The organism is Halomonas alimentaria, from assembly GCF_009902005.1.
GTDB lineage: Bacteria > Pseudomonadota > Gammaproteobacteria > Pseudomonadales > Halomonadaceae > Halomonas > Halomonas alimentaria.
Map to the genome: position 1 here is coordinate 494,701 of NZ_WUTT01000001.1, position 22,209 is coordinate 516,909.

General features: G+C 69.5%; 17 protein-coding genes and 1 tRNA gene. 12 read left to right on the forward strand and 6 right to left on the reverse strand.

The window, feature by feature from the left end; translation table 11 throughout:
• Nucleotides 1–160: 160 nt before the first annotated feature.
• The 3 genes from dbpA (at nt 161) to GRB96_RS02490 (ending at nt 3,102) form a co-directional block, all read left to right on the forward strand.
• Nucleotides 161–1,564 (forward strand): ATP-dependent RNA helicase DbpA, encoded by a 1,404-nt coding sequence (dbpA, locus tag GRB96_RS02480; RefSeq protein ID WP_161430292.1) that lies wholly within the window; start codon nt 161–163, stop codon nt 1,562–1,564.
• A gap of 40 nt (nt 1,565–1,604) precedes the next feature.
• On the forward strand, nt 1,605–2,507 hold the full coding sequence (locus tag GRB96_RS02485) for a PA4780 family RIO1-like protein kinase (RefSeq protein WP_161430293.1): 903 nt from the start codon (nt 1,605–1,607) through the stop codon (nt 2,505–2,507).
• 154 nt (nt 2,508–2,661) lie between these two features.
• A complete protein-coding gene (locus GRB96_RS02490; protein ID WP_161430294.1) occupies nt 2,662–3,102 on the forward strand; it encodes a DUF4399 domain-containing protein in 441 nt (146 codons plus the stop codon).
• Nucleotides 3,103–3,120: 18 nt separating this feature from the next.
• Here GRB96_RS02490 and GRB96_RS02495 read toward each other — a convergent pair whose 3' ends face one another.
• Nucleotides 3,121–3,846: a YebC/PmpR family DNA-binding transcriptional regulator gene (locus GRB96_RS02495; protein ID WP_161430295.1), complete on the reverse strand. Its 726-nt coding sequence runs from the start codon at nt 3,844–3,846 to the stop codon at nt 3,121–3,123.
• A 135-nt stretch (nt 3,847–3,981) separates the two neighbouring features.
• Here GRB96_RS02495 and GRB96_RS02500 point away from each other — a divergent pair, with 135 nt between their 5' ends.
• The 4 genes from GRB96_RS02500 (at nt 3,982) to GRB96_RS02515 (ending at nt 8,364) form a co-directional block, all read left to right on the forward strand.
• Nucleotides 3,982–5,172 carry a M24 family metallopeptidase gene (locus GRB96_RS02500; protein WP_161430296.1) on the forward strand — a complete coding sequence of 397 codons (1,191 nt, stop codon included), beginning with the start codon at nt 3,982–3,984 and terminating at the stop codon, nt 5,170–5,172.
• Nucleotides 5,173–5,247: 75 nt separating this feature from the next.
• A complete protein-coding gene (locus GRB96_RS02505; protein WP_161430297.1) occupies nt 5,248–6,255 on the forward strand; it encodes a zinc-dependent alcohol dehydrogenase family protein in 1,008 nt (335 codons plus the stop codon).
• Between the two features lie 124 nt (nt 6,256–6,379).
• Nucleotides 6,380–7,543 (forward strand): hypothetical protein, encoded by a 1,164-nt coding sequence (locus GRB96_RS02510; protein WP_161430298.1) that lies wholly within the window; start codon nt 6,380–6,382, stop codon nt 7,541–7,543.
• An 11-nt stretch (nt 7,544–7,554) separates the two neighbouring features.
• Entirely contained in the window at nt 7,555–8,364 is an 810-nt protein-coding gene (locus GRB96_RS02515; protein WP_161430299.1) for a mechanosensitive ion channel family protein, read from the forward strand.
• Between the two features lie 5 nt (nt 8,365–8,369).
• Here GRB96_RS02515 and GRB96_RS02520 read toward each other — a convergent pair whose 3' ends face one another.
• Entirely contained in the window at nt 8,370–9,650 is a 1,281-nt protein-coding gene (locus GRB96_RS02520; RefSeq protein WP_161430300.1) for an MgtC/SapB family protein, read from the reverse strand.
• A gap of 122 nt (nt 9,651–9,772) precedes the next feature.
• Between GRB96_RS02520 and GRB96_RS02525 the strand changes: the two genes are divergently transcribed.
• From GRB96_RS02525 to GRB96_RS02540, 4 genes are all read left to right on the forward strand, one after another.
• Nucleotides 9,773–12,826, forward strand: a complete 3,054-nt coding sequence (locus tag GRB96_RS02525; RefSeq protein WP_240894112.1) for a bifunctional diguanylate cyclase/phosphodiesterase — start codon at nt 9,773–9,775, stop codon at nt 12,824–12,826.
• A gap of 75 nt (nt 12,827–12,901) precedes the next feature.
• Nucleotides 12,902–13,360: a LexA family protein gene (locus GRB96_RS02530; RefSeq protein WP_161430301.1), complete on the forward strand. Its 459-nt coding sequence runs from the start codon at nt 12,902–12,904 to the stop codon at nt 13,358–13,360.
• Nucleotides 13,357–14,637, forward strand: a complete 1,281-nt coding sequence (locus GRB96_RS02535) for a Y-family DNA polymerase (protein ID WP_161430302.1) — start codon at nt 13,357–13,359, stop codon at nt 14,635–14,637. The genes GRB96_RS02530 and GRB96_RS02535 overlap by 4 nt, the downstream gene beginning before the upstream one ends.
• Nucleotides 14,638–14,749: 112 nt before the next feature.
• On the forward strand, nt 14,750–15,502 hold the full coding sequence (locus GRB96_RS02540; protein WP_161430303.1) for an SDR family NAD(P)-dependent oxidoreductase: 753 nt from the start codon (nt 14,750–14,752) through the stop codon (nt 15,500–15,502).
• Between the two features lie 21 nt (nt 15,503–15,523).
• On the opposite strand, the gene GRB96_RS02545 is transcribed toward GRB96_RS02540, so the two are convergent.
• From GRB96_RS02545 to GRB96_RS02555, 3 genes are all read right to left on the reverse strand, one after another.
• Nucleotides 15,524–19,015: a bifunctional diguanylate cyclase/phosphodiesterase gene (locus GRB96_RS02545; protein WP_161430304.1), complete on the reverse strand. Its 3,492-nt coding sequence runs from the start codon at nt 19,013–19,015 to the stop codon at nt 15,524–15,526.
• 150 nt (nt 19,016–19,165) lie between these two features.
• Nucleotides 19,166–19,241: transfer RNA gene (locus GRB96_RS02550), tRNA-Thr, on the reverse strand.
• A 35-nt stretch (nt 19,242–19,276) separates the two neighbouring features.
• Complete coding sequence (locus tag GRB96_RS02555; RefSeq protein WP_161430305.1) at nt 19,277–20,098, reverse strand: acyl-CoA thioesterase; 822 nt, start codon at nt 20,096–20,098, stop codon at nt 19,277–19,279.
• Nucleotides 20,099–20,173: 75 nt separating this feature from the next.
• Here GRB96_RS02555 and tadA point away from each other — a divergent pair, with 75 nt between their 5' ends.
• The gene (tadA, locus tag GRB96_RS02560) at nt 20,174–20,632 is read left to right on the forward strand and encodes a tRNA adenosine(34) deaminase TadA (RefSeq protein WP_161430306.1); all 459 of its coding nucleotides are present in this window, start codon (nt 20,174–20,176) and stop codon (nt 20,630–20,632) included.
• A gap of 3 nt (nt 20,633–20,635) precedes the next feature.
• On the opposite strand, the gene mltF is transcribed toward tadA, so the two are convergent.
• Nucleotides 20,636–22,072 carry a membrane-bound lytic murein transglycosylase MltF gene (gene mltF / locus GRB96_RS02565; RefSeq protein ID WP_161432971.1) on the reverse strand — a complete coding sequence of 479 codons (1,437 nt, stop codon included), beginning with the start codon at nt 22,070–22,072 and terminating at the stop codon, nt 20,636–20,638.
• Nucleotides 22,073–22,209: the final 137 nt, after the last annotated feature.

Genomic DNA, 22,209 nt, shown 5'->3' on the forward strand with positions numbered 1-22,209 from the left:
GTGCTCCCACAACGGCGCAGCGTGGCCGCCGGCTTTCTGTTATCCTGCAGGCCATCCATCTCCCCCACTTCCGACGCATGCCGCTCGGCCCTCGCCGTCGCTCGCTTACGACCCTGGCTCGCCCGCTGTCCCTGGCTGCCCCTTTCTGCAGGATGTTCCCTTGTCCGATACCCCTTCCGACGCCTCCTTCGCCGCGCTGCCGCTGGCGCCGGAGCTGCTCGATAACCTCGCCTCGCTGGGCTTCACCGCCATGACGCCGATCCAGGCCGAGAGCCTGCCGCCGATCCTGGCCGGCCGCGACGTGATCGCCCAGGCGAAGACCGGCTCCGGCAAGACCGCCGCCTTCGGCCTGGGGCTGCTCTCGCGGCTTGAGCTCTCGAGCTTCCGTGTGCAGGGGCTGGTGCTCTGCCCGACGCGGGAGCTGGCCGACCAGGTGGCCGGCGAGCTGCGCCGGCTGGCGCGCAGCCTGCCCAACGTCAAGGTGCTGACCCTGTGCGGCGGCGCTCCCTTCGGGCCGCAGCTGGCCTCGCTGGAGCACGGTGCACATATCGTGGTGGGTACCCCGGGCCGGGTGGAGGAGCATCTGCGCAAGGGCTCGCTTGCGCTTGACGGACTCGCGACCCTGGTGCTGGACGAGGCCGACCGCATGCTCGACATGGGCTTCCAGGCGAGCCTGGAGGCGATCGTCGCCGAGACCCCTGCCCGCCGTCAGACGCTGCTGTTCAGCGCCACCTTCTCCGACACCGTACGCCCCGTGGCCGCGGCGCTGATGCGCGACCCGGTGACGGTGGAGGTGGCCGAGACCCATGACGCCAGCAGCATCCACGAGCGGGTCTACCGGGTCGCCGACGGCGACGAAGCGCGCCTGGAGGGGCTGTGCCGGCTGCTGCTGCACCTGCGCCCGGCCGCAAGCGTGGTGTTCTGCAATACCAAGCGCGAGACCGACGAGGTGGCCCAGGCGCTGAATGCGGCGGGCTTCAGCGCCCTGGCGCTGCACGGCGACCTGGAGCAGCCCGACCGCGACCGGCTGCTGGTACTCTTCGCCAACCGCAGCGCCTCGATCCTGGTGGCCACCGACGTGGCCGCCCGCGGACTCGACATCGCCGAACTGGATGCGGTGTTCAACTACCACATCGCCCGGGACCTGGAGGTGCACGTGCACCGCGTCGGGCGCACCGGTCGGGCCGGCAGCGCGGGGATCGCCTGCACCCTGGTCGGCCAGGGCGAGGAGTACCGGCTGGCGCGCCTCACCGACTTCCTCGGCGAGCCCCTCGATGAGGCCAGCCTGCCGCCGCGCTCGGTGCTCTCCCGGGAGCCCCTGGTGGCCCCCATGGCGACCCTGCAGATCGGTGGCGGCAAGAAGCAGAAGGTGCGCCCCGGTGACATCCTCGGTGCGCTGACCGGCGAGGCGGGGCTGGCCGGTGACCAGGTGGGCAGGATCAAGGTGCTGGCCAACAGTGCCTACGTGGCCGTGCGGCGCGAGGTGGCCGACCAGGCCCTGGAGCGTCTGGTGAACGGCCGAATCAAGGGGCGCAGCTTTCGCGCCCGGCGCATCAGCCGCTGAACCGAATCGGCAATACGGTTCGGCACTACCGGGAGGATAGATGAAGATACCCAAGCGCTTGCAGCCGCTGGTGGACGACGGCCTGATCGAGGCGGTCGAGAGCCAGCTGATGAGCGGCAAGGAAGCCCAGGTCTACGTGGTGCGCTCCCATGGGGAGCGGCGCTGCGCCAAGGTCTTCAAGGAGGCCAAGCAGCGCAGCTTCAAGCAGGCCGTGCAGTACCAGGAGGGGCGTCGTGAGCGCAACAGCCGCCGCTCGCGGGCCATGGCCAAGAAGACCCGTTACGGCCAGAAGGAGCAGGAGCAGGCCTGGCTCAACGCCGAGGTGGATGCCCTCTACCGGCTGGCCGCGGCGGACGTGCGGGTGCCCAAGCCCTATGGCTTCATCGATGGCGTTCTGCTGATGGAGATGATCAGCGATGCCGAGGGTCTTACCGCCCCGCGCCTGGACGACGTGACCCTGAGCGCCGAGGAGGCCCGCGAGCACTACGCCAAGATCCTGGCCGATGTGGTCAAGATGCTGTGTGCCGGCCTGATCCACGGCGACCTCTCCGAGTTTAACGTGCTGCTGGCCGCCGACGGCCCGGTGATCATCGACCTGCCCCAGGCGGTGGACGCCGCCGGCAACAACAGCGCCGAGTGGATGTTCGAGCGCGACGTGGACAACATGCGCCGCTATTTCGGCCGCTTCGCCCCGGAGCTGCTGGCCACGGACTACGGCAAGGAGATCTGGGCGCTCTTCGAGGCCGGTGAGCTGCACCCGGAGAGCCGTCTCACCGGCCGCTTCGTGCACGACACCGCCCCCGTCGATGTCGACGAGCTGATGACGGTGATCGACGACGTGCGCGACGAGGAGGCCCAGCGCCAGGCGGCCCTCAACCGCGGCGACGAGCCCGGCGTGGAAGAGGCCGCCGAGGAGTGGCGCGAGTCCCAGCGCGAGCGCTGAACGGCCCACGCCTCCTTTATTTGCGACCTCCCTGCCAACCCTGCCGCTCTCGACTAGTCTGACAAGACGGGAGCGGGCTGTGGACAGCCCGCATGGCTTATCTGGCGGCACCTACCGCCCTGCATGCCATCGCGGGATGGCAGAGGAGAGCATCATGAACAAGCAGATCCTTGCCCTGGCGCTGGGTCTGGCCGGCAGCGCACTGCTGGCGGCTCCGGCCGTGGCCGAGATGGAACGCGTCGCGGCCCCGGAGGGAGCCGAGGTCTATTTCCTGTCGCCTGAGGAGGGCGCGACCCTCTCCGGCCCGGTGACTGTGCGCATGGGCTTGAAGGGCATGGGCGTGGCCCCCGCCGGTACCCAGGCCGAGGGCACCGGCCACCACCATCTGCTGGTGGACACGCCGCTGGATGAAGTGGATCTCGACCAGCCGCTGCCGGCCAACGACGGCATGCGCCATTTCGGCGGCGGCCAGACCGAGACCACGCTGGAGCTGGAGCCGGGCGAGCATGAGCTGCAGCTGCTGTTTATGGACCACCGGCACGTGAGCTTCGACCCGCCGGTGACCTCCGAAGTCATCACCATCACCGTGGAGTAGGGGGCTCCCGCAGGCCCCTCAATCCTCGGGGAGTTCGGCGCTGTGGAAGACGTTCTGCACGTCGTCGCAGTCGTTGAGCGCGTCGAGGAGCTTCTCGAACATGGCCACGTCGTCGCCCTCAAGCGGGGTCGTGGCCTGGGGCACGAACTGGATCTCGTCGACCTCGAAGTCGAGCTCGCCGAAGGCGTCGAGCAGCGCCTGCTTGGCCTTGGCGTACTCGGTATGCGGGGCGAAGACGGTGATCTGTCCCGCCTCGTTCTCGATGTCGGTGACGTCGACATCGGCCTCCATCAGCGCCTCGAGCACCGCCTCCTCGTCGCTGCCCTGGAAGGCCAGGATGGCGCAGTGGTCGAACATGTGGCTGACGCTGCCGGGGGTGCCGAGCTTGCTCTTGGCCTTGTTGAAGCAGGTGCGCACCTCGCCGAAGGTGCGGTTGGGGTTGTCGGTCAGGCAGTCGACGATGACCATGCAGTTGCCCGGCCCGAAGCCCTCGTAGCGCGCCGGAGAGAAGTCCTCGCCGCCCACACCGCTGGCCTTGTCCAGCGCCTTGTCGATGACGTGGGTGGGGACCTGGTCCTTCTTGGCGCGCTCGATCAGCCCGCGCAGGCTCAGGTTGCCGGCGGGGTCGGTACCGCCCTGCTTGGCGCAGACGTAGATCTCGCGGCCGTACTTGCTGTAGACCTTGGTCTTGGCGGCGGCCGTCTTGGCCATGGATTCCTTGCGGTTCTGGAAGGCCCTGCCCATATCATTATCCTGTCGAGTTCAACACGAGGCTGGATTCTACGAGACCCAAGGGGGCGGGAACAGGGCTATTTTCCGTCCTGCATGACCCCCGTCATGACTACACTCCGGGAGTCACCATCCGGCTCCGGAGGCCCCATGGACCATCATGCCTATCGTCACGCCCTGGCCGGCGCCCTGGGCGGCAGCGAACTGCCTTTTCCGCCCGCGGAGTTCGCTGCCCGCCTGGCCCGGGTACGCGCCGCCATGCACTCGGCCGGCCTCGATGCCCTGCTGCTCACCGACCCGGCGGATATCTTCTACCTCACCGGCTACCACACCTTCGAGGTGTCGGTGCACACCGCCCTGGTGGTCAGCGCCGAACGCCTGGTGCTGCAGGTGCCCTCCATCGAGACCGGCCCGGCGGTGGTCACCGCCGCGGTGGACGAGATACTCGGCTACCGCTGGGAGGGCATCGAGGAGGTGGTCGCGCCGCTCGCCGAGACCCTGGCGGCGCAGCGCGCCATCGGCCTGGACCTGTATGGCGCCGGGCTGCGTTTCGGTGTGATCCGCGAACTGCAGGCGCGCCTGGGGGCCGAGCGCTTCCGCGATGACGGCGGGGCGCTGCTCGACGCCATCCGCATCGTCAAGACGCCGGCGGAGCTCGACTGCCTGCGCGAGAGTGCGCGGATCACCGCGGCCGGCCTCACCGCCGCCGAGGCAGTGATCGCGCCGGGGGTCACCGACAACGACATCGCCGCGGAGGGCAGCCGGGCGCTGCTGGCGGCCGGCAGCGAGTTCATGAGCCTGCAGCCCATCGTCACCAGCGGGCGGCGCATCAGCATCATCCACGTCAACCACAAGCGCCGCGTGATCGAGCCGGGTGATCCGGTGTTCCTTGAGTTCGGTGCGGCCTTCCAGCGCTACACCGCGCCGATGATGCGCACCGCCGTGGCGGGGCGGGCCACGCCGGAGATGCAGGCGCTGCGCGATGTCTGCCGCGAGCTGTTCGAGGCGCTCACGGTGGCGATGCGCCCCGGCAACCGCTTCGATGATGCCGCCCGGGCCGCCGAGACAGTGCTGGCGCCCCACGCCGAGCGCGTGTTCTTCTCCGGCGTGTTCGGCTATGCGGTGGGCGCCCAGTTCCCGCCCAGCTGGGTGGAGGGCACCGGCTATATCGCCCGCGGCCAGACTCGCGAGTTCGCCGAGGACATGGTCTTCCACCTGCCGCTCTGCCTGCGCCGTCCGGGAGAGTGGGGCATCGGCCTGAGTGATACGGTGCGCGTCACCGACGGCGGCGCCGTGCCCCTCACCGACAACAACTGGCGGCTCAACGAGCTCACGGGTTGATCTCGGCGGACATCGCCCGCACCCCTGTGTCAGGCTGTCCCGGATTGCCATCGATTTCAGCGACAAGGAGCCAACATGAAGGTCGTGACCCTGAAGAGCCCGGGCGGGCTCGATAACCTGCAGTTGAGCGAGCATGACGCGCCGGGCGAACCCGGCCCGGGCGGGATCCGCGTGCGCCTGCACGCCAGCTCGCTCAACTTCCATGACTACCTGGTGGCGGCAGGCGGCATTCCCACCGCCGACGGTCGCATCCCCATGTCCGACGGCGCCGGTGTGGTCGAGGCCGTGGGGGAGGGTGTCGAGGAGTTCGCGGCGGGGGATGCCGTGGTCTCCACCTTCTTCCCGTCCTGGCTGGAGGGCCCGGCTCGGCTGGGCAACTTCGCCACTACCCCCGGTGATGGCGTCGATGGCTACGCCCGGGAGCAGGTGGTGGCGAAGGCCAGCGCCTTCACCCGCCAGCCGGCAGGGTGGAGTCATGCCGAGTCGGCCACGCTGACCACCGCCGGGCTCACCGCCTGGCGCGCCCTGGTGGTGGACGGTGGGCTCAAGGCCGGCGATACGGTGCTGGTGCTGGGCACCGGCGGCGTCTCCATCTTCGCCCTGCAGTTCGCCAGGATGATGGGGGCGCGGGTGATCGCCACCTCCTCCTCCGACGAGAAGCTCAAGCGGCTGCGCGAGCTGGGAGCCGAGCACACCATCAACTACCGCGAGGACCCGGAGTGGGGCCGTACGGTCCGGGAGCTGACCGGCGGTGAGGGGGTCGACCAGGTGGTCGAGGTGGGTGGCCCGGGCACCCTGCCGCAGTCTATCGAGGCGGTGCGCATCGGTGGGCATATCGCCCTGATCGGCGTGCTGACCGGAGGCGCCGGGGAGGTGCCTACCGCCAAGCTGATGGCCAGGCAGGCCAGCCTGAGGGGGCTGATCGTCGGCAGTCGCCGCCACCAGATGGAGATGATCCGCGCCATCGAGGTCGGCGGGCTCAAGCCGGTGATCGATCGCGAGTTCCCGCTGGACGCGATCGCCGATGCCTTCCGCCACCAGGAGGCCGGTCGCCACTTCGGCAAGATCTGCCTGACCTGGTAGCCGACACGCGTGTCGCTGCCCACGACGCCCGCCCGGCCCCGCCGCGGCGGGCGTCGTCGTCTCGGCGCCCCGGGCGGGGCGTGCTATGGTCAGCTCATCGACGGTGAATCGGGGAAGGCGCGCCATGGCGCAGGACGAGGAGCGGGAGCGCCCGCTGTGGGAAGTGGTGCCCCTCGAGGAGCGGGAGTTGCCCAGGGCGTCCCAGGCCAGCCAGGCGCGGCGCCGTTGGCAGGCCCTGGGACGCTGGCTGACGCTGGGCAGTGAGGCGGGGGAGGAGCCGGCGCGGGATGAGGCGCAGCTCCGGCGGCTGCCTCGGGTGCGCCTGGCCAACCTGGCGCCGCCCATCGACTGGCAGCCGGGTGCCCGGGCCCTGGCCCACTATCTGGCCGAGGCCGGCGAGTCGGCGGGACCGGTCACCCTGCTGGTCGGCGCCCCCGCGGACGGCCATGCCGAGCTGGTCGAGGCCTGGGCGCGCCTGAATGGGGCCCGCCTGCTGCCCGAGCCGGCGGCGGCAGCGCTGCTGGCCGGCGAGATGCCCTGGTCACCGGCACCGTCGGCGCACGCCTGGGCGGTGCCGCGGCTGGAGCGGGGCTTCCTGCGTCAGGCGACATCTCTCGCCGGGCTGCGCAACTTCCTCGAGGCTGCGCTCACCGGGCGCCTGGGGCGCGGGGTGATCGGCTGCGACAGCTGGACCTGGGCCTACCTGCAGCATGCCCTGGCGCTGCCCGAGTCCGCGGCTGTGACCCTGCAGGCCTTCGATGGCGCGCGGCTGACCCGCTACCTGGCTGCCACTACCCGGGCCGCGGCGGCGCGCACGGCAGGCGAGCCGCCGGCGATTCTCGCCGTGGGCAGCGGCGAGCCGGTGCTGGCTGATGGTGATGAGGCCTCGACCAGCCGTGAGCTTCGCGAGCTGGCCGCCCACTGCCACGGTCAGCTGGGCCTGGCCTGGCACTACTGGCGGGCCAGACTGTGCGACGAAACACCGGAGGGGGAGGCCCCGGATACCCTGTGGCTGGCCGAAAGCCTTGATGAGGCCACCCTGCCCGGCGAGGTCGGTGAGGAGTCGGTGCTGCTGCTGCACACCCTGCTGCTGCACGGTGGCCTCGACGAGGCGCTGCTGCCCGAGGTGCTGCCGTTCTCCCATGCCCGGGCGCTCTCCGGCCTGCGCCAGCTGCAGCGGCGCGGGGTGGTGAGCTGTGATGCCGGCCGCTGGCGGGTGGCCCCGCTGGGCTACATGAGCGTGCGGCGCCTGCTCGAGGAGCGTACCTATCTGGTGGATGCCCTGTAAGGAGCCTGGTGATGGACAACGCCGACGACTACTCGCGGCTATTCAACAAGCTGGATACGGCGGCCCTGGTGGAGCTTGCGCTGGTGGCGGCGGGGGCGATCCTGCTGATCGTGGTGAGCCAGAAGGGGCTCAACTGGGCCGCCAACCGGCTGCATGGCCAGCATCACTTCCGGGTCTTCGCCCTGGTGCCGCTGGTACGCCTGGCGATCCTGATCGTCGCGATCTCCATGGCGGTGCCCATCGTCATCGACCCCTCGCTGCAGAACATGATCGCCCTGCTCGGCGCCGTGGGGCTGGCCATCGGCTTCGCCCTCAAGGACTACGTCAGCAGCCTGATCGCCGGGGTGGTGGCAGCGGTAGAGATGCCCTACCGCCCGGGGGACTGGGTGGAGATCGAGGGGGTCTACGGCGAGGTCACCCATGTGGGCATGCGCACCATCGAAGTGGTCACCCCCGACGACAACCTGGTCAGCATCCCTCACCTCAAGATCTGGAACACGCCGATCAGCAACGCCAACAACGGTGGCGACAGCCTGCAGTGCGTGGCCGACTTCTACCTGCATCCCGATCACGACGCCGCGCGGGTGGAGGAGGCGCTGCGCGACGTGGCGCTGACCAGCCCCTATCTCAAGTTCGACCGGCCCATCGCCGTGGTGGCCAAGGAGCACCCCTGGGGCACCCAGTACAAGATTCGCGCCTACCCCGTGGACCCGCGCCAGCAGTTTCGCTTCGTCACGGACCTGACGCTACGTGGTCGCGCGGAGCTCGGTCGCCTGGGTGCGCGGCCCGCCCAGACGCTGGCGGGAATGGAGGGAGGCTAGCGCCTTCAGGCCAGCCAGGCGACCGCCAGTCCGATGGCCAGGGAGGCGAGCATCGGCACTCCCACCCGCCAGGCGGTACGGCGCGTGCCGAAGGCGCCGGCCAGCCCCGCCTTGACCAGGTTGTTGGTGGCCGCGGCGAGGATGATTCCCAGCACCGCGGTGTCCGGGGCGATGGCGTCCAGCGACATGCGGGTCAGCGACAGGGTGATGGCGTCGACATCGGCGATCCCCGAGGTGGTGGCCAGCAGGTAGATGCCGGCATCGCCCAGCGCACCGCGCAACCACTCGCCCAGCAGCATGATCACCGCCAGCAGGGCGCCGAAGAACAGCGCCGTGCGCAGCTCCAGCGGGTTCTGTCCGGAGGTTGGCCGCTGTACCGCGCCATCGCCGCGGTGGCGCCGCCACAGGTATAGCGCCGGCAGGTAGAGGGTGAGGCCCATCAGCGTGATCGGCAGCAGCAGGGCCGGGATCAGGCCGGGGCTGATCACCGCGGCGTAGAGCAGGATGCGGGGGAACATGGTGCCGCAGGCGATCAGGATGCCGGCGGCCAGCATCGGCGAGAGCCCCGGGGCCAGCCGTGACTGGCGCGCGAAGTGCAGGGTCAGGGCGGTGGAGGAGCTGAGTCCGGCGAACAGCCCGGTGAAGAGGATGCCCTTCTCGGCGCCACCCACGCGGATGGCGAAGTAGCCGACGAAGGAGACCGCGGCGATCAGCACCACCATCCACCAGATCTCGTAGGGATTGAGCGCGCCGCCGGGACCCATGGCACGGTCCGGCAGCAGCGGCAGCATCACCGCACTGATCACCAGCAGCTTGAGGCCGGCGTCGAGCTCGTGAGCCTGCAGCTTGTAGAGCAGGCCGTGGATTTCGCGCTTGTTGTCGAGGATCACCGCCGTGGCCACGGCACAGGCGGTGGCCAGGGCCGGGTCCACCTCCACCGCCACGGCGCCGAAACAGAAGGTCAGCAGCAGTCCCACCAGGCCGGTGATGCTGTAGTCCTCGGCCTCGGCCAGCCGCGCCCGCCACGCCACCAGGGCGATGCCCGCCACCGCCAGGAACACCAGCGGGAACGCCCAGGCGCTCACCGTGGTGGAGAGCAGGGCGGCCAGCCCGCCGAGCAGCCCCACCAGGGCGTGGGTGCGGATGCCGGCGATGCGCTCGCCGGACTTCTGTTCGCGGGCTACCCAGCCGCGCTCGATGCCGATCAGCGACCCCAGCAGCAGGGCCACCGCCAGGCGGATCAGCGGCTGGTTGGCGTCGATGAAATGGCGGGTGACCTCTTCCATGGGGGCAGGATGCTCCGAGTGGCGGCGGGTAGTGATGCTTCTACCGGCACAGCCTTGTATAAGTGGTTACACTACCTACACGAACGGCAGGATTCACCCACTCAGCAGGGATTGCCATCAGCATGCCGCACTCTCCGGACCTGGCGCTACCCGATGCTGCGCACGATATCCACCGCGACAGGCGCCGTGCCGTCGCCGTCTACGTAGGCGGTGTGCTGTTGATGCTGGTGGTGCTCGGCACCCTGATGCTCGAACAGTTTCGTCGTGATACCCGGGCCGCCGAGGAGCGCACCGCGGCCCGGGCCGACCTGGTGGCGGAGTGGGTGACCAGCACCTTCTCCGCCAGCGAGGCGCTGCTGGCCAGCGTGTCGGCGCGGATCGAGGGCAACGAACTCCCGGCCGAGCTGGGTGGCTGGCTGGCCGCGCTGAGTGATGAACTGCCCTTTCTCGACAGGATCAGCGTGCTGGATAGCCAGGGACGGGTCCTGGTCTCCTCCCGCGACGCCTACCCGCCGGGCTATGCGCTGGGGGGGCTACCTTATCACCGTGACCTGCTGCAGGCGCCGGCGGGTGAACGGCTGATCACGCCGCTGTTCTGGTCGCACTTCGTTCAGAAGTTCCGGGTGGTGCATGCCCAGCGCCTGGCGGGTGGGGGTATCGTCAGCGCCGAGCTCGAGCTCTCGGCCTTCTCCCATGCCCTGGATCGCCTGAGCCTGGCGGCGGGGCAGAGCACCGCCATCATCGATACCCAGATGCAGCTGATTGCCCGGCGCCCCGTCTTCGGTGGGGAAGACCCCCTCGAGGTACTGGGCGAGCAGATCTCGGAACCCCTGACCCGCGACTTCATCGACAGCGGCCAGCAGCGGGACAGCTTTCGTACCGACTCGCCCCTGGATGGCGAGGATCGCTACTACACCATGCGTCGTGTCGGCGAGCTGCCCTTCGTGGCGGTGATCGGCGAGGAGGTGTCGACGGTGCTGACGGGCTGGATGCACCGGCTCTGGCTGCGCCTGGCGATCGCCGGGACGGTGATCGGCCTCGGCGGCCTGGTGCTGCGCCACTACCTCAACCGGCTGCGGCTGGAGGGCGAGGTGCGCCAGCGCGTCGCCGAGCGGGAGCAGGCGCGCCGCGAGAGCCAGTCTCGCGAGGCGCGACTCCAGGCGCTGGTGGGCTCGATCCAGGACATGATCTTCGTGTTCGACGGCACGGGGCGCTTCGTCTTCGTGCATGCCCCCGACCCCAGCGAGCTGCTGCTCGACTCGCGTGACCTCATCGGGCGCCACTATCGCGAGGCGCTGCCGGTAGACCTCGCCGAGCAGCTTGCCGCGGCCTTCGCGGAGTTGCGCGACGGCGGTGGGCCGGTGGAGTACGACTACCGGCTGGAGATCGGCGGCGAGTGGCGCCACTTTCGTTCGGTGCTGAGTGCCCTGGGCACCCGCGGCCCGGACGCCGGCGGAGCCCTGGCGGTGGTACGCGACGTCTCCGAGGAGCGGGCCACCGAGGCCCAGCTGCGCATCGCCGCCACCGCCTTCGAGACCCACCTGGGAATGCTGATCACCGATGCCGAGGGCATCATCCTGCGTGTCAACGACACCTTTACCCGCATCACCGGCTACGCCGAGGAGGAGGTGCTGGGCAGGAACCCGCGACTGCTCAGCTCCGGGCTGCATGACGATGCCTTCTATGCGGGGCTGTGGGACAGCGTGTCGCGCCACGGCAGCTGGCAGGGCGAGATCTGGAACCGTCGGCGCAACGGCGAGGTGTTCCCCGAGTGGCTGACCATCAGCGCGGTGCGCAATGCCGAGGGCGAGCTGACCCACTACGTGGCCACCTTCAGCGATCTCACCGAGCGCAAGGCGGCCGAGCAGGAGATCCACCAGCTGGCCTTCTTCGACTCCCTGACCGGGCTGCCCAACCGTCGCCTGCTCATGGACCGCCTGGAGGGGGTGCTGCGTGACAGCTACCGCAACGGTCGCTTCGGCGCGCTGATGTTCCTGGACCTCGATAACTTCAAGCAGGTGAATGACACCCTGGGCCACCATAGCGGGGACCAGCTGCTGCGTTCAGTGGCCAGGCGACTGGGGGCGGTGGTCCGCGACACCGATACCCTGGCCCGCCTGGGAGGCGACGAGTTCGCGCTGCTGCTCCACGACCTCGGCGAGCGCCCGGAGGAGGTCGCGGTGATCGCCGAGCGGGTGGCGCACAAGCTGCTGTCGGCCCTGCAGGCCCCCGTGCTGCTGGGCGGTGAACGCCTGATGGTGACCGGCAGCCTGGGCATCACCCTGTTCCGTGATCACGAGACGAGCCTTGACGAGGTGCTCCAGCAGGCCGACATGGCGCTGTTCCAGGCCAAGGGGGCGGGGCGCAACACCCTGAGCTTCTTCGACCCGGAGATGCAGGTGCGTCTGCAGGCCCGCGCTCGCCTCGAGGCCGACCTGCGTCAGGCGTTGCCACGGGAGGAGTTCCACCTCCACTACCAGCCCCAGGTCACGGACTCGGGCGAGATCCGCGGCGTCGAGGCCCTGCTGCGCTGGCAGCACCCCCGGCGAGGGGCCGTGTCACCCGGGGAGTTCATCCCCCTGGCCGAGGAGAACCGCCTGATCGTGGCCATCGGCGCCTGGGTGCTGGAGAGTGCCTGTCGGCAGCTGGCCGCGTGGGCCGCCGACCCGGCCAGGCGGCACCTGACGCTGGCGGTGAACGTGAGCCCGCGGCAGTTCCGCGAGGTGGACTTCGTCGAGCGGGTGGTGGCGATCCTCGATGCCACCCGGGCGCCGGCCGAACGCCTCAAGCTGGAGGTCACCGAGAGCCTGTTCCTGGAGGAGCGCGACGAGGCGCGGGCCAAGATGCTGCGCCTGCGAGAGCGAGGCGTGCGTTTCTCGCTGGATGACTTCGGTACCGGCTACTCCTCGCTCTCCTACATAAAGCGCCTGCCGCTGGACCAGCTCAAGATCGACCAGAGTTTCGTGCGCGACCTGCTCGTCGACGAGGCTTCGGCGGCCATCGTGGCCAGCATCATCGCCCTGGCACGCAGCCTGGAACTGGAGGTGATCGCCGAGGGGGTCGAGACCGAGGCCCAGCGCGACTGGCTGATCGCCCACGAGTGCCATGCCTTCCAGGGTTACCTGTTCAGCCGCCCACTGCCGCTTGAGGAACTGCACCTTTCTAAGGCCTGTTAAGTCAGCGGCTGGAGTTGTCAGCGGATGCCATCTACTCGATACTGTATTTATTTACAGTATCTGGTGGGGGTAGCCATGAAATTGTCGGATTCGACTCGGGCTCGGGTGATCGGCCGCGCCGAGCCTGGTACCGCGGTTTCCAGCCTGCCGCTGATGGGGTGCCGGGTGCGGGCGGGTTTCCCCAGCCCCGCCGACGATCACCTCGAGGCGGAGATCAATCTCCACGAACATGTGGTGAAGCGCCCGGCGGCCACCTACTTCGTGCGTGCCGAGGGTGATTCCATGCTCGGCGACGGCATCCATGACGGCGACCTGCTGGTGGTGGACCGCAGCCTGGAGCCGCTGCCCGGCCGGGTGGTGGTGATCGCCCTGGAGGGGGAACCCACCGTCAAGCGCCTGGCGCGGTGCGGCGGCGAGGTGTGGCTGGTGGCCAGCAACCCGCGCTTCGCGCCGATCCCCCTGGCGGGCCGCGAGTGCCACGTGTGGGGTGTGGTCACCCATGTGCTCCACGCCCTGCCGGGGGGCGAGCGGTGATCGCCCTGGTCGACGGCAACAGCTTCTACGTCAGCTGCGAGCGGGTCTTCGACCCGCGCCTGGAGGGGCGAGCGGTGGGCGTGCTCTCCAACAACGACGGCTGCGTGGTGGCGCGCTCCCACGAGCTCAAGGCGCTGGGCGTGGCCATGGGCGCGCCGCTGCACCTGCTGCCGCCGGCGGTGCGCCGCCAGGCGGTGATGCTCTCCAGCAACTACGCGCTCTACGGCGACATGTCGCGGCGGGTCAACCAGGTGCTGGGCGAGTTCTCCCCCGACGTGGAGCCCTACTCCATTGACGAGAGCTTCGTGGGCTTCTCCGGCTTTCCCGAAGGCGAGCTCGAGCCGCGCTGCCGGGAGCTGCGCGACACCGTGGGCCGCTGGACCGGCATTCCCGTGGGTGTGGGGCTGGCACCCACCCGGACCCTGGCCAAGCTCGCCAACCGCCTGGCCAAGCGCGAGCCCGCCTTCGAGGGTGTCTGTCGACTGGACGCCGAGGGTGAGGCCACTCGCCGGGTGCTCGAGGCTTGCCCGGTGGATGACCTGTGGGGCGTGGCGCGACGCAGCGCCGAGCGGTTGGCGCTGATGGGCATCGAGAACGCCTGGCAGCTGCGCGAGGCCGACCCACGCTGGGTACGCAGCCGCTTCTCGGTGGTGATGGAGCGCATGGTCTGGGAACTGCGCGGGCGGCCGGCCATCGTCCTCGATGACATGAGCGAGCCGCGCCGGCGGTTGCTGGTATCGCGCTCCTTCGGGCGGCTCACCGGCGAGCGCCACGAACTGGAGGCAGCCATGCGCCAGCACTGCGCCCGGGCCGGCGAGAAGCTGCGCCGTCAGGGCAGCCTGGCCCAGGCGGTCCAGGTGTTCGTGCGCACCAATCCCTTCCTGGCCGGCGAGCCCCAGTACCGCAACGCCGCGGTGGTGGCGCTGCCGGCCCCCAGTGCCGACAGCCGCGAGCTGCTGGCCGCGGCGAGCCGCGCCCTGGCGGCGATCTACCTGGAGGGCTACCGCTACCAGAAGTGCGGCGTGATGCTGCTCGACCTGGTGGACGTCGAGCGGCGCCAGGCCTCGCTGCTCGAGACACCCGAGGACGATGCGCGCCGCGCGCGCAGCCAGCGGCTGATGGCGGCCCTGGACCGGCTCAATCGCGAGATGGGTCGTGACACGGTGCGCTTTGGCCTGCCGCGGCGCGACAATGCCTGGAAGCTGCGCTGCGAGCGGCGCACGCCGCGCTACACCACGTCCTGGGATGAGTTGATGCGCGTCAAGACAGGGCGATAATTGTCTGCAACGCCATGCGAGAAGAGGGCGGGGTGGTCCCCGGCTCGACTACACTGGTGGCACCGCGGCGCGGTCGTGCGTCGTCAGGAAGTCATCACAGGGAGCAGAGCTCATGCGAATGAAGGGCAAGAACGTCATCGTCACCGGCGGCGCCAGCGGTATCGGCCTGGCCAGCGTGGAGCGTTGCCTGGAGGAGGGGGCCAACGCGGTGATCGCCGACCTCGAGGGTGGCGAGGGTGCGGCCCGGGCGGCGGAGCTGGATGCCAGGCATGCCGGCCGCTGCCTGTTCAAGGCATGCGACGTCACCGATACCGCCCAGGTCGACCGCCTGTTCGCGGAGACCGTCGCCGAGCTGGGCAGCGTGGATGCGGTATTCAACAATGCCGGTATCGGTGGCGTGACCCCCTCCGACGAGGTGAGCGACGACGAATACCTGCGCATCATCGACATCAACCTCAACGGGGTCTTCCGTGTGGCCCGCGCGGCGTTGCGGGTGATGTATCGCCAGGGCAGCGGCAGCATCGTCAACTGTGCTTCCATACTCGGCATGATGGGTCAGTCCCAGACCGCCGCCTACACCGCGGCCAAGGGTGGGGTGGTCAACATGACCCGCACCCTGGGCATCGAGGCCGCCCCCAAGGGGGTTCGGGTCAACGCCATCGGGCCGGGCTACATCGACACGCCGCTGCTCCAGGCCCTGGACGACGAGCTGCTGCAAGGGCTGATCTTCCTGCACCCGATGGCCCGGCTGGGCCGCCCCGAGGAGGTCGCTAACGGTTTCCTGTTCCTGGCCAGCGACGAGGCCAGCTTCATTACCGGCACCACCCTGATGATCGACGGCGGCTTTACCGCCGGCAAGTCCTGACCCGTCCCTCCCCGCGCCTCCTCATGCCGTGAGGAGGCGCTCGATCTCCGCCAGCAGTATCGCACACGCCTCGTCGAGGGTGCGGTGCTGCTCGGCGGTATCGCCATCGAAGTCGCGTTCGAGCAGTGCTGCGACCAGGGCGTGCGCCTCCCGGTGCAGTGCCGCCAGGTGGTCCAGGTCGGGCAGGTCATTGTGGTCGAGGGCCAGCCAGTCGCAGAAGTGGCAGTGCGAGTCCGCAAGCGGCGTGGGCAACGGACTCGCGTCTGCCTCCAGGAGGTGATGCAGGTGCCGGCACCAGGCGCGATGCTCCACGCCGGCAACCAGCAACGGCAACTGGCCGGGTGCCAGCGGTGCCTGCTGGGCCCAGCTGGTCGGCGGTTGCCACTCCTGGCACCAGTCGGCAATGGCGTCCGCTGGCATCGGGCGGGCGATACCGTAGCCCTGCCCCAGCTCGCAACCCAGGCGCAGCAGCAGCTGGCCATGGTCCAGGGTCTCCACTCCCTCCGCGATCACCTGGCGCTCGAAGGCATTGGCCAGCCCCAGCACGCCGGCGAGGATCTTGATGTCCTCCGGGGCGCCCAGGATGTCACGCACGAAGCTCTGATCGATCTTGACCGTGCCTGCCGGTAGCCGCTTGAGATAGGTGAGCGACGAGTAGCCGGTGCCGAAGTCATCCAGCGAGACCTGTACGCCGAGGCGCCGGCACTCCTCCAGTAGCTCGCTGATCAGCGCCAGGTCGCCCAGGGCGCTGGTCTCGAGGATCTCAAGCTCCAGGCTGCCCTCGGGCAGGTCCGGCTGCTCGGCGAGCAGCTCCGCCAGCCGCGCGGGAAGCTCGCGCTGGCGCAGCTGGCGGGCCGCCATGTTGACGCTCACCGGCAGCTCGAGACCGGCGCGTCGCCAGGCGGCGGCCTGGGCCAGGGCGCGGCGGATTACCCACTCCCCCAACGCCTCTGCCAGGGCATGCTCCTCGATGATGGGCAGGAACTGGCCCGGGGCGAGCAGGCCGCACTCGGGGTGGGCCCAGCGCACCAGCGCCTCGACCCCGATCACCTCGCCGCTGCGCATGTTGACCTTGGGCTGGTAGTGGAGCACGAACTCCTCCTTCTCCAGCGCTTGCTGCAGGCGCTCCAGGCTTTCGTGATGGCTGCGTACCGAGCGGTCATGCTCCGGATCGAACAGGTGGTAGCGCCCCTTTCCGGCGAGCTTGGCCTGGTACATGGCCTGGTCGGCCTGGCGCAGCAACTGGTCGGCCTCGACGCTCTCCGCCTGGGGATAGAAGGTCACCCCCAGGCTGGCGCTGACCTCGAGACGCTGGCCTTCGTACCATACCGGCTGGGCGGCGGCCTCGAGCAGGCGGCGCAGCAGGGGGGTGGCCAACCGGGTGTCGGGGAGATCGACCAGCACGGCGACGAACTCATCGCCGCCCAGGCGCGACAGGGTATCTCCCTCGCGAACCACTTCACGCAGTCGTTTCGCCAGGGTCACCAGCAGGTGGTCGCCGGCGGCGTGACCGAAGCGGTCATTGATGGACTTGAAGCCATCGAGGTCCAGGTAGATCACGGCCAGGGAGCGTTCGAGGCGCTGCTCGTGGGCCATGGCCTGGCCCAGGCGGTCGGCGAGCAACACCCGGTTGGGCAGCCCGGTGAGGGCGTCGTAATGGGCCAGGTACTCCAGCTGACGCTCATGCTCCTTGATCAGGGTGATATCGCTGGAGATGCCCAGCAGGCCGACGATCTCCTCGCCGTCGCGGATCGGTGTCTTGATCTCCAGAAAGACACGCCGGTTGCCATCGGCGTCGCGGGTGACCACCTCCTCGGTGGTCTGCTCGCCGGCCAGCACGCGGCGATCCAGCGCATGGAGCCTCGCCACGGTATCGGTGCTGAAGAAGTGAGCATCCTCGCTGCCGATTAGCGACTCGGCATCGCAGCCGAACAGCGTCAGGGTGGCGCGGTTGGCGTAGGTATAGCGATAGTCCCGATCCTTCATGTAGATGTAGGAGCCGACGTGGTCGAGGGCCTCGCGGAAGCGCCGGGTCTCGAGGTGGGCGGCATGCAGGGCGAACTCCGCCTGCTTGCGCTCGGTGATATCGGTGATCACGCCGTACCAGGTGATGGCGCCATCGGCTTCGGCGTGGGGCAGGGCGTCGCCGAACACCCACTGCAGCCTGCCATCCGGCAGGTGCACCCGGTACTCCTGGCGCCAGGGGGTCAGGGTCTCGCCGGAACGGGCGATGGAGACCACCACGGCATCGCGGTCGTCGGGGTGGATGGCAGAGATTACCGGGGTGGCGTCGTCCTGTACCTGCTCCGGTGCCACGCCGTAGATCTGCCGCATGCCATCGCTGGCATAGGGGAAGCGCGAATGCCCGCCGGGCTCGAGGCGGAATTCATAGACCACGCCGGGAATGCGCCCGGCGATGGTCCTCAGGCGGGAGACGGCCCGCTCCAGCTGGGTCTCGCGCTGGCGGATGGTCCGGGTCAGTGCCTGGGTCATGGCCAGGGCGCGGGCCCGGGTGCCCTGCAGCGAGGCGATCAGGGCGCAGAGCAGGAGGGTAAGGAGGAGGCCTCCGGCGAGGCGCCATCCGGCGGCAGTGAGGTCGGCCGCGGCGCCGGGCGCACGATGGCGGAAGAGCAGCCGCCAGGTCTGGCCGGCAATATCGATGTGTCGGGTCTGCTGGAAAGTCGAGGCGGGGGCGGGCTCGGAGTCGCTCGCGTAGAGCAGAGCTCCCCGGGCGTCGCCCTCGCTCTCGTGGAGGCTCAGCACCAGCGGTTGGCCGTCGCTCCAGTCATGGTCGTCGAGGATGCCGGCCATCAGGTCATACATGCGGTAGGGCATGTAGACCCAGCCGAGCAGGGCGTCGCGGCGCTCAGCGGTGTTCGCCTGCGGCATATCGCGGCGATAGACCGGCAGGTACATCAGGGTGGCCGGCTGCGGCTCGCCCTGTTCGGTGACCAGCTCGACTCGCCCGCTCAGGGTCGCCTTGCCGGTGTCCCGGGCTCGCTCCATGGCGGCGCGCCGGATGGGCTCGGCGAACATGTCGTAGCCCAGGGCGTGCCGGTTGCGGCCGCTGAAGGGCTCGATGTAGTGCACCGGGCCATAGGCCTCGCGTTCACCGGAGGGGGTGATCGCATGGTCGGTGAAGCCCTCGGCGCGCACCGTTGCCAGATAGTCAGCCAGCCGGTCGGCGGGCACATGGCGGGCGAAGCCGATGCCTTCGACGTTGCCGAGCAGCGCCGAGGCCTGCAGGTCCTCGACGAAGGTGCGCCACTCGCCGCGGTCCACCGTCTCCGAGGCGTCGAACAGCGCGGAGGCGCCGCGCAGGATCAGCGCATAGGCGGCGAGGCGCTCCTCGACACGCAGGGTGACCTGGTCGGCGCTGAAGGCGAGCCGCTGCATCGCCTCGTCCCCGGCATCACGGCGCGCCTGCTGCGCGGTGGCCAGCGACAGCATCACCCCGACCAGGGCGATCAGCCACAGCCATGGGGGAATCTGGAGGTAGGGAGGGCGTGCCATGCCGGTGGATCACTCCTGCGAGTCGCTCCGTGACTGTAGAAGCATACCGGCTCAACGGACCGACGTCGCCGAGGAGGGGGTGACGGAGTGGCCGAAACGCAAAACGGCTACCGCGACGATGCGCCAAGTAGCCGTTTTCATTGATATTTCTGGTGCCGCAAAGAGGAGTCGAACCTCCGACCTACGCATTACGAATGCGTTGCTCTACCAACTGAGCTATTGCGGCCTGACAGGCATGTTAGCGCTGGCGGGGCGCCGCGGCTAGCCCTCCCCGTCGCGCAGCCGGGTCAGCCCCTCCTGGGCGGTGGAGGCCACCAGGCGGCCGTGGCGGTCGTAGATGCTGCCGCGAGCGAAGCCACGAGAGCCGCCGCTCCAGGGGCTGTCCATGTCGTAGAGGAGCCAGTCGTCGACGCGCACCTCGTGGTGGAGCCACAGGGCGTGGTCGAGGCTGGCGATCTGCAGCTTGGGGTCGCGGAACTCGATGTCGTGGGGCACCAGGGCGGTGGTCAGCAGGTTGAAGTCGGAGCTGTAGGCCAGCAGGTTGCGGTGCGTGGCGGGGTCGTCGGGCAGGTCGCCGACCAGGCGGAACCAGACGCGCTTGCGGGCCGGCTGGCCGGCGTCCCACCCCTGGCTGTCGAGCAGGAACTCGATGGGGTGATTGTCGAAGCGAGCCAGCCGGGCGCCGTCCTCGATCAGGCGCTCCGGTGATGTCACCCCGGGCATCGCGGTCTGGTGGTCGAAGCCCTCCTCCTCGCCGTGGAAGGAGGCGCTGCAGAAGAAGATTGGCCGACCCTTCTGGATGGCGGTGACCCGGCGGGTGGTGAAGCTGCCGCCGTCGCGAATGGTGTCCACCTGATAGACTACCGGGCGGTGGGGGTCGCCCGGACGCAGGAAGTAGCCGTGCAGCGAATGGGCGCGGCGCTCGGCGGGGACGGTCTGGCTGGCCGCCGAGAGCGCCTGGCCCAGCACCTGGCCGCCGAACAGCTGCGGCAGGCCGAGGTCCTGGCTGGTGCCGCGGAACAGGGTCTCATCGAGGGGCTCGAGGGCCAGCAGGTTCACCAGGTCGTTCAGGGCATCGGGCATGGGGCTCTCCTGGGCGGCGGCCATGGCCACCATTCATACGGTTGTTTCAAGCCAGTCTACACGGAGTTGACGGCGGTGCGCAGCGATGAATTCTACATGCATCGGGCCCTGGATCAGGCCCGCCTGGGGCTTGCCGCCGGCGAGGTGCCGGTGGGGGCGGTGGTGGTCGATGCCGCCGGCGAGATCATCGGCGCGGGCTACAACGCGCCGGTGGCCGGCCATGATCCCAGCGCCCACGCCGAGATCCGGGCCCTGCGCGATGCGGGTGCGCGGCTCGGCAACTACCGTCTCGATGGCTGCACCCTCTACGTGACCCTGGAACCCTGCCTGATGTGCACCGGGGCGATCATCCATGCCCGGCTGGCCAGACTGGTCTATGGCGCCGCCGAACCGCGCAGCGGCATGGTGGAGTCGAAGGCCAACCTCTTCGCCCAGCCCTGGTACAACCACCATGTGGCGGTGCAGGGCGGGATACTGGCTTCTCGGGCGTCGCGCCTGCTCCGGGAGTTCTTCGCCTCGCGTCGCCAGGTGTGAGCCTCAGCGCGGCAGGCGGGCGGGCTCGGTTTCCTTGGCCCGGGCATTGAGCCGCGGGAATTCACGCCGGCTGCGGTCGACGTAGCTGAGTATCTCGTGATAGCGGCGGATGTTGCGCACATAGATCACCGGCTCGCCGCCCCTGGCATAGCCGTGGCGGGTCTGGCTGTGCCATTCGCGCTCCTGCAGCAGCGGCAGGGATTCACGCACGTCGCCCCACCGGTCCGGATCGCCACCGCGCTGCTCGGTGATCCGGCGCGCATCGTAGAGGTGGCCGAGGCCGACGTTGTAGGCCGCCATGGCCATGTAGAGGCGGTCGTCACCCTGGATCGACTCGGGCAGGCGTTCATGCAGCTGGCGCAGGTAGCGGGCGCCGCCATGGATGCTCTGGGCCGGGTCGAGGCGGTCGGCGACGCCCAGATCGCCAGCGGTGGCGTTGGTCAGCATCATCAGCCCGCGTACGCCGGTGGGGGAGGTGGCCAGGGGGTCCCAGTGGGACTCCTGGTAGCCCACCGCGGCCAGCAGCTTCCAGTCGAAGTCCGACGCTCGGGCGGCCTCGCGGAACAGCTCGGTGTAGTCGGGGAGGCGCTCCTCGACGTGATCGAGGAAGGTGCGCGTCCCGACATACTCCAGGTAGTCGTCGTGGCCGAAATAGCGAGCCACCAGGGCGTCGAGCTCGCCGGCGTCGTGCAGTTCGGAGATGAAGCGATTGGCGGCCTCGACCAGCGCCAGGCTGCGTTCGGCGGGGAAGGCCCAGGCCATGGAGAGGGGGTCGCCGAGCAGGAAGCCGCGCTCCACGCCGGGGAAGAACAGCCGGTTGAGGCGGAACTGGTGATCGAAGAGCACCGCCGCGTCGAGCTCACCGTCCTCGACCTGGCCGAGCAGCTCGGCGACCTCCACCTCGGCGGAGGCTGCCCAGCGCAGTTCCGGATAGTCGGCCTGAAGCTCGCTCAATACCCGTCCGGTGCCGGCGCCGCCGATGGTGCCGATGGAAAGACCCGGCAGGTCGTCGGCGGCCTCCACGGGCGGCAGGCCACGGCGATAGACCACGACCGGCTGCAGCTCGATGATCGGTCGGCTGAAGACCACTCCCGGCAGGTCGGGCTCCAGGGGCAGGGCCGCCGCGCCCATGTCGCCCTCCTGGCGTACCGCCTCCAGGGCACTGGCGATGTGGTGATCGGCGCGAATGGTCAGGCTGACCCCCAGCTGTCCGGCGAAGCGGCGTACCAGCTCGTACTCGAACCCGGTGGGCCCCTCACGCCCCTCGTAGTAGGTGGTGGGGGTGTTGCGGGTGTGCACGCTGAGCAGCTCCCGGGCCAGGATCGTCGCGAGCTGGCCCGGCTCTCCGGTGCGCGGGGGCTCGGGGATCAGGCACAGAGCGAGGGTCGCCAGCAGGGCGAGAACACCACGCCTCGGGGAAGCGTTCGGGATCAGGGTCATGCGGTGACGGGCTGTGATGAGGTCCTCCACGATACCCAGCCCGGCCGTGGCTGTCATGTGGCGGATTTCTCGCCACCTGCGCTTTCCAGTATCATGTGCGCTCGTTGCCGCAGGCCGCGGCCCCCGATCGTGAAGAC

Bases quoted from the DNA above. Each gene is read 5' to 3' on its own strand.
- GRB96_RS02485 (WP_161430293.1), top strand. From the start codon at position 1,605: ATGAAGATACCCAAGCGCTTGCAGCCGCTGGTGGACGACGGCCTGATC.
- GRB96_RS02490 (WP_161430294.1), top strand. From the start codon at position 2,662: ATGAACAAGCAGATCCTTGCCCTGGCGCTGGGTCTGGCCGGCAGCGCA.
- GRB96_RS02495 (WP_161430295.1), bottom strand. From the start codon at position 3,846: ATGGGCAGGGCCTTCCAGAACCGCAAGGAATCCATGGCCAAGACGGCC.
- GRB96_RS02500 (WP_161430296.1), top strand. From the start codon at position 3,982: ATGGACCATCATGCCTATCGTCACGCCCTGGCCGGCGCCCTGGGCGGC.
- GRB96_RS02505 (WP_161430297.1), top strand. From the start codon at position 5,248: ATGAAGGTCGTGACCCTGAAGAGCCCGGGCGGGCTCGATAACCTGCAG.
- GRB96_RS02510 (WP_161430298.1), top strand. From the start codon at position 6,380: ATGGCGCAGGACGAGGAGCGGGAGCGCCCGCTGTGGGAAGTGGTGCCC.
- GRB96_RS02515 (WP_161430299.1), top strand. From the start codon at position 7,555: ATGGACAACGCCGACGACTACTCGCGGCTATTCAACAAGCTGGATACG.
- GRB96_RS02520 (WP_161430300.1), bottom strand. From the start codon at position 9,650: ATGGAAGAGGTCACCCGCCATTTCATCGACGCCAACCAGCCGCTGATC.
- GRB96_RS02525 (WP_240894112.1), top strand. From the start codon at position 9,773: ATGCCGCACTCTCCGGACCTGGCGCTACCCGATGCTGCGCACGATATC.
- GRB96_RS02530 (WP_161430301.1), top strand. From the start codon at position 12,902: ATGAAATTGTCGGATTCGACTCGGGCTCGGGTGATCGGCCGCGCCGAG.
- GRB96_RS02540 (WP_161430303.1), top strand. From the start codon at position 14,750: ATGCGAATGAAGGGCAAGAACGTCATCGTCACCGGCGGCGCCAGCGGT.
- GRB96_RS02545 (WP_161430304.1), bottom strand. From the start codon at position 19,015: ATGGCACGCCCTCCCTACCTCCAGATTCCCCCATGGCTGTGGCTGATC.
- GRB96_RS02555 (WP_161430305.1), bottom strand. From the start codon at position 20,098: ATGCCCGATGCCCTGAACGACCTGGTGAACCTGCTGGCCCTCGAGCCC.
- mltF (WP_161432971.1), bottom strand. From the start codon at position 22,072: ATGACCCTGATCCCGAACGCTTCCCCGAGGCGTGGTGTTCTCGCCCTG.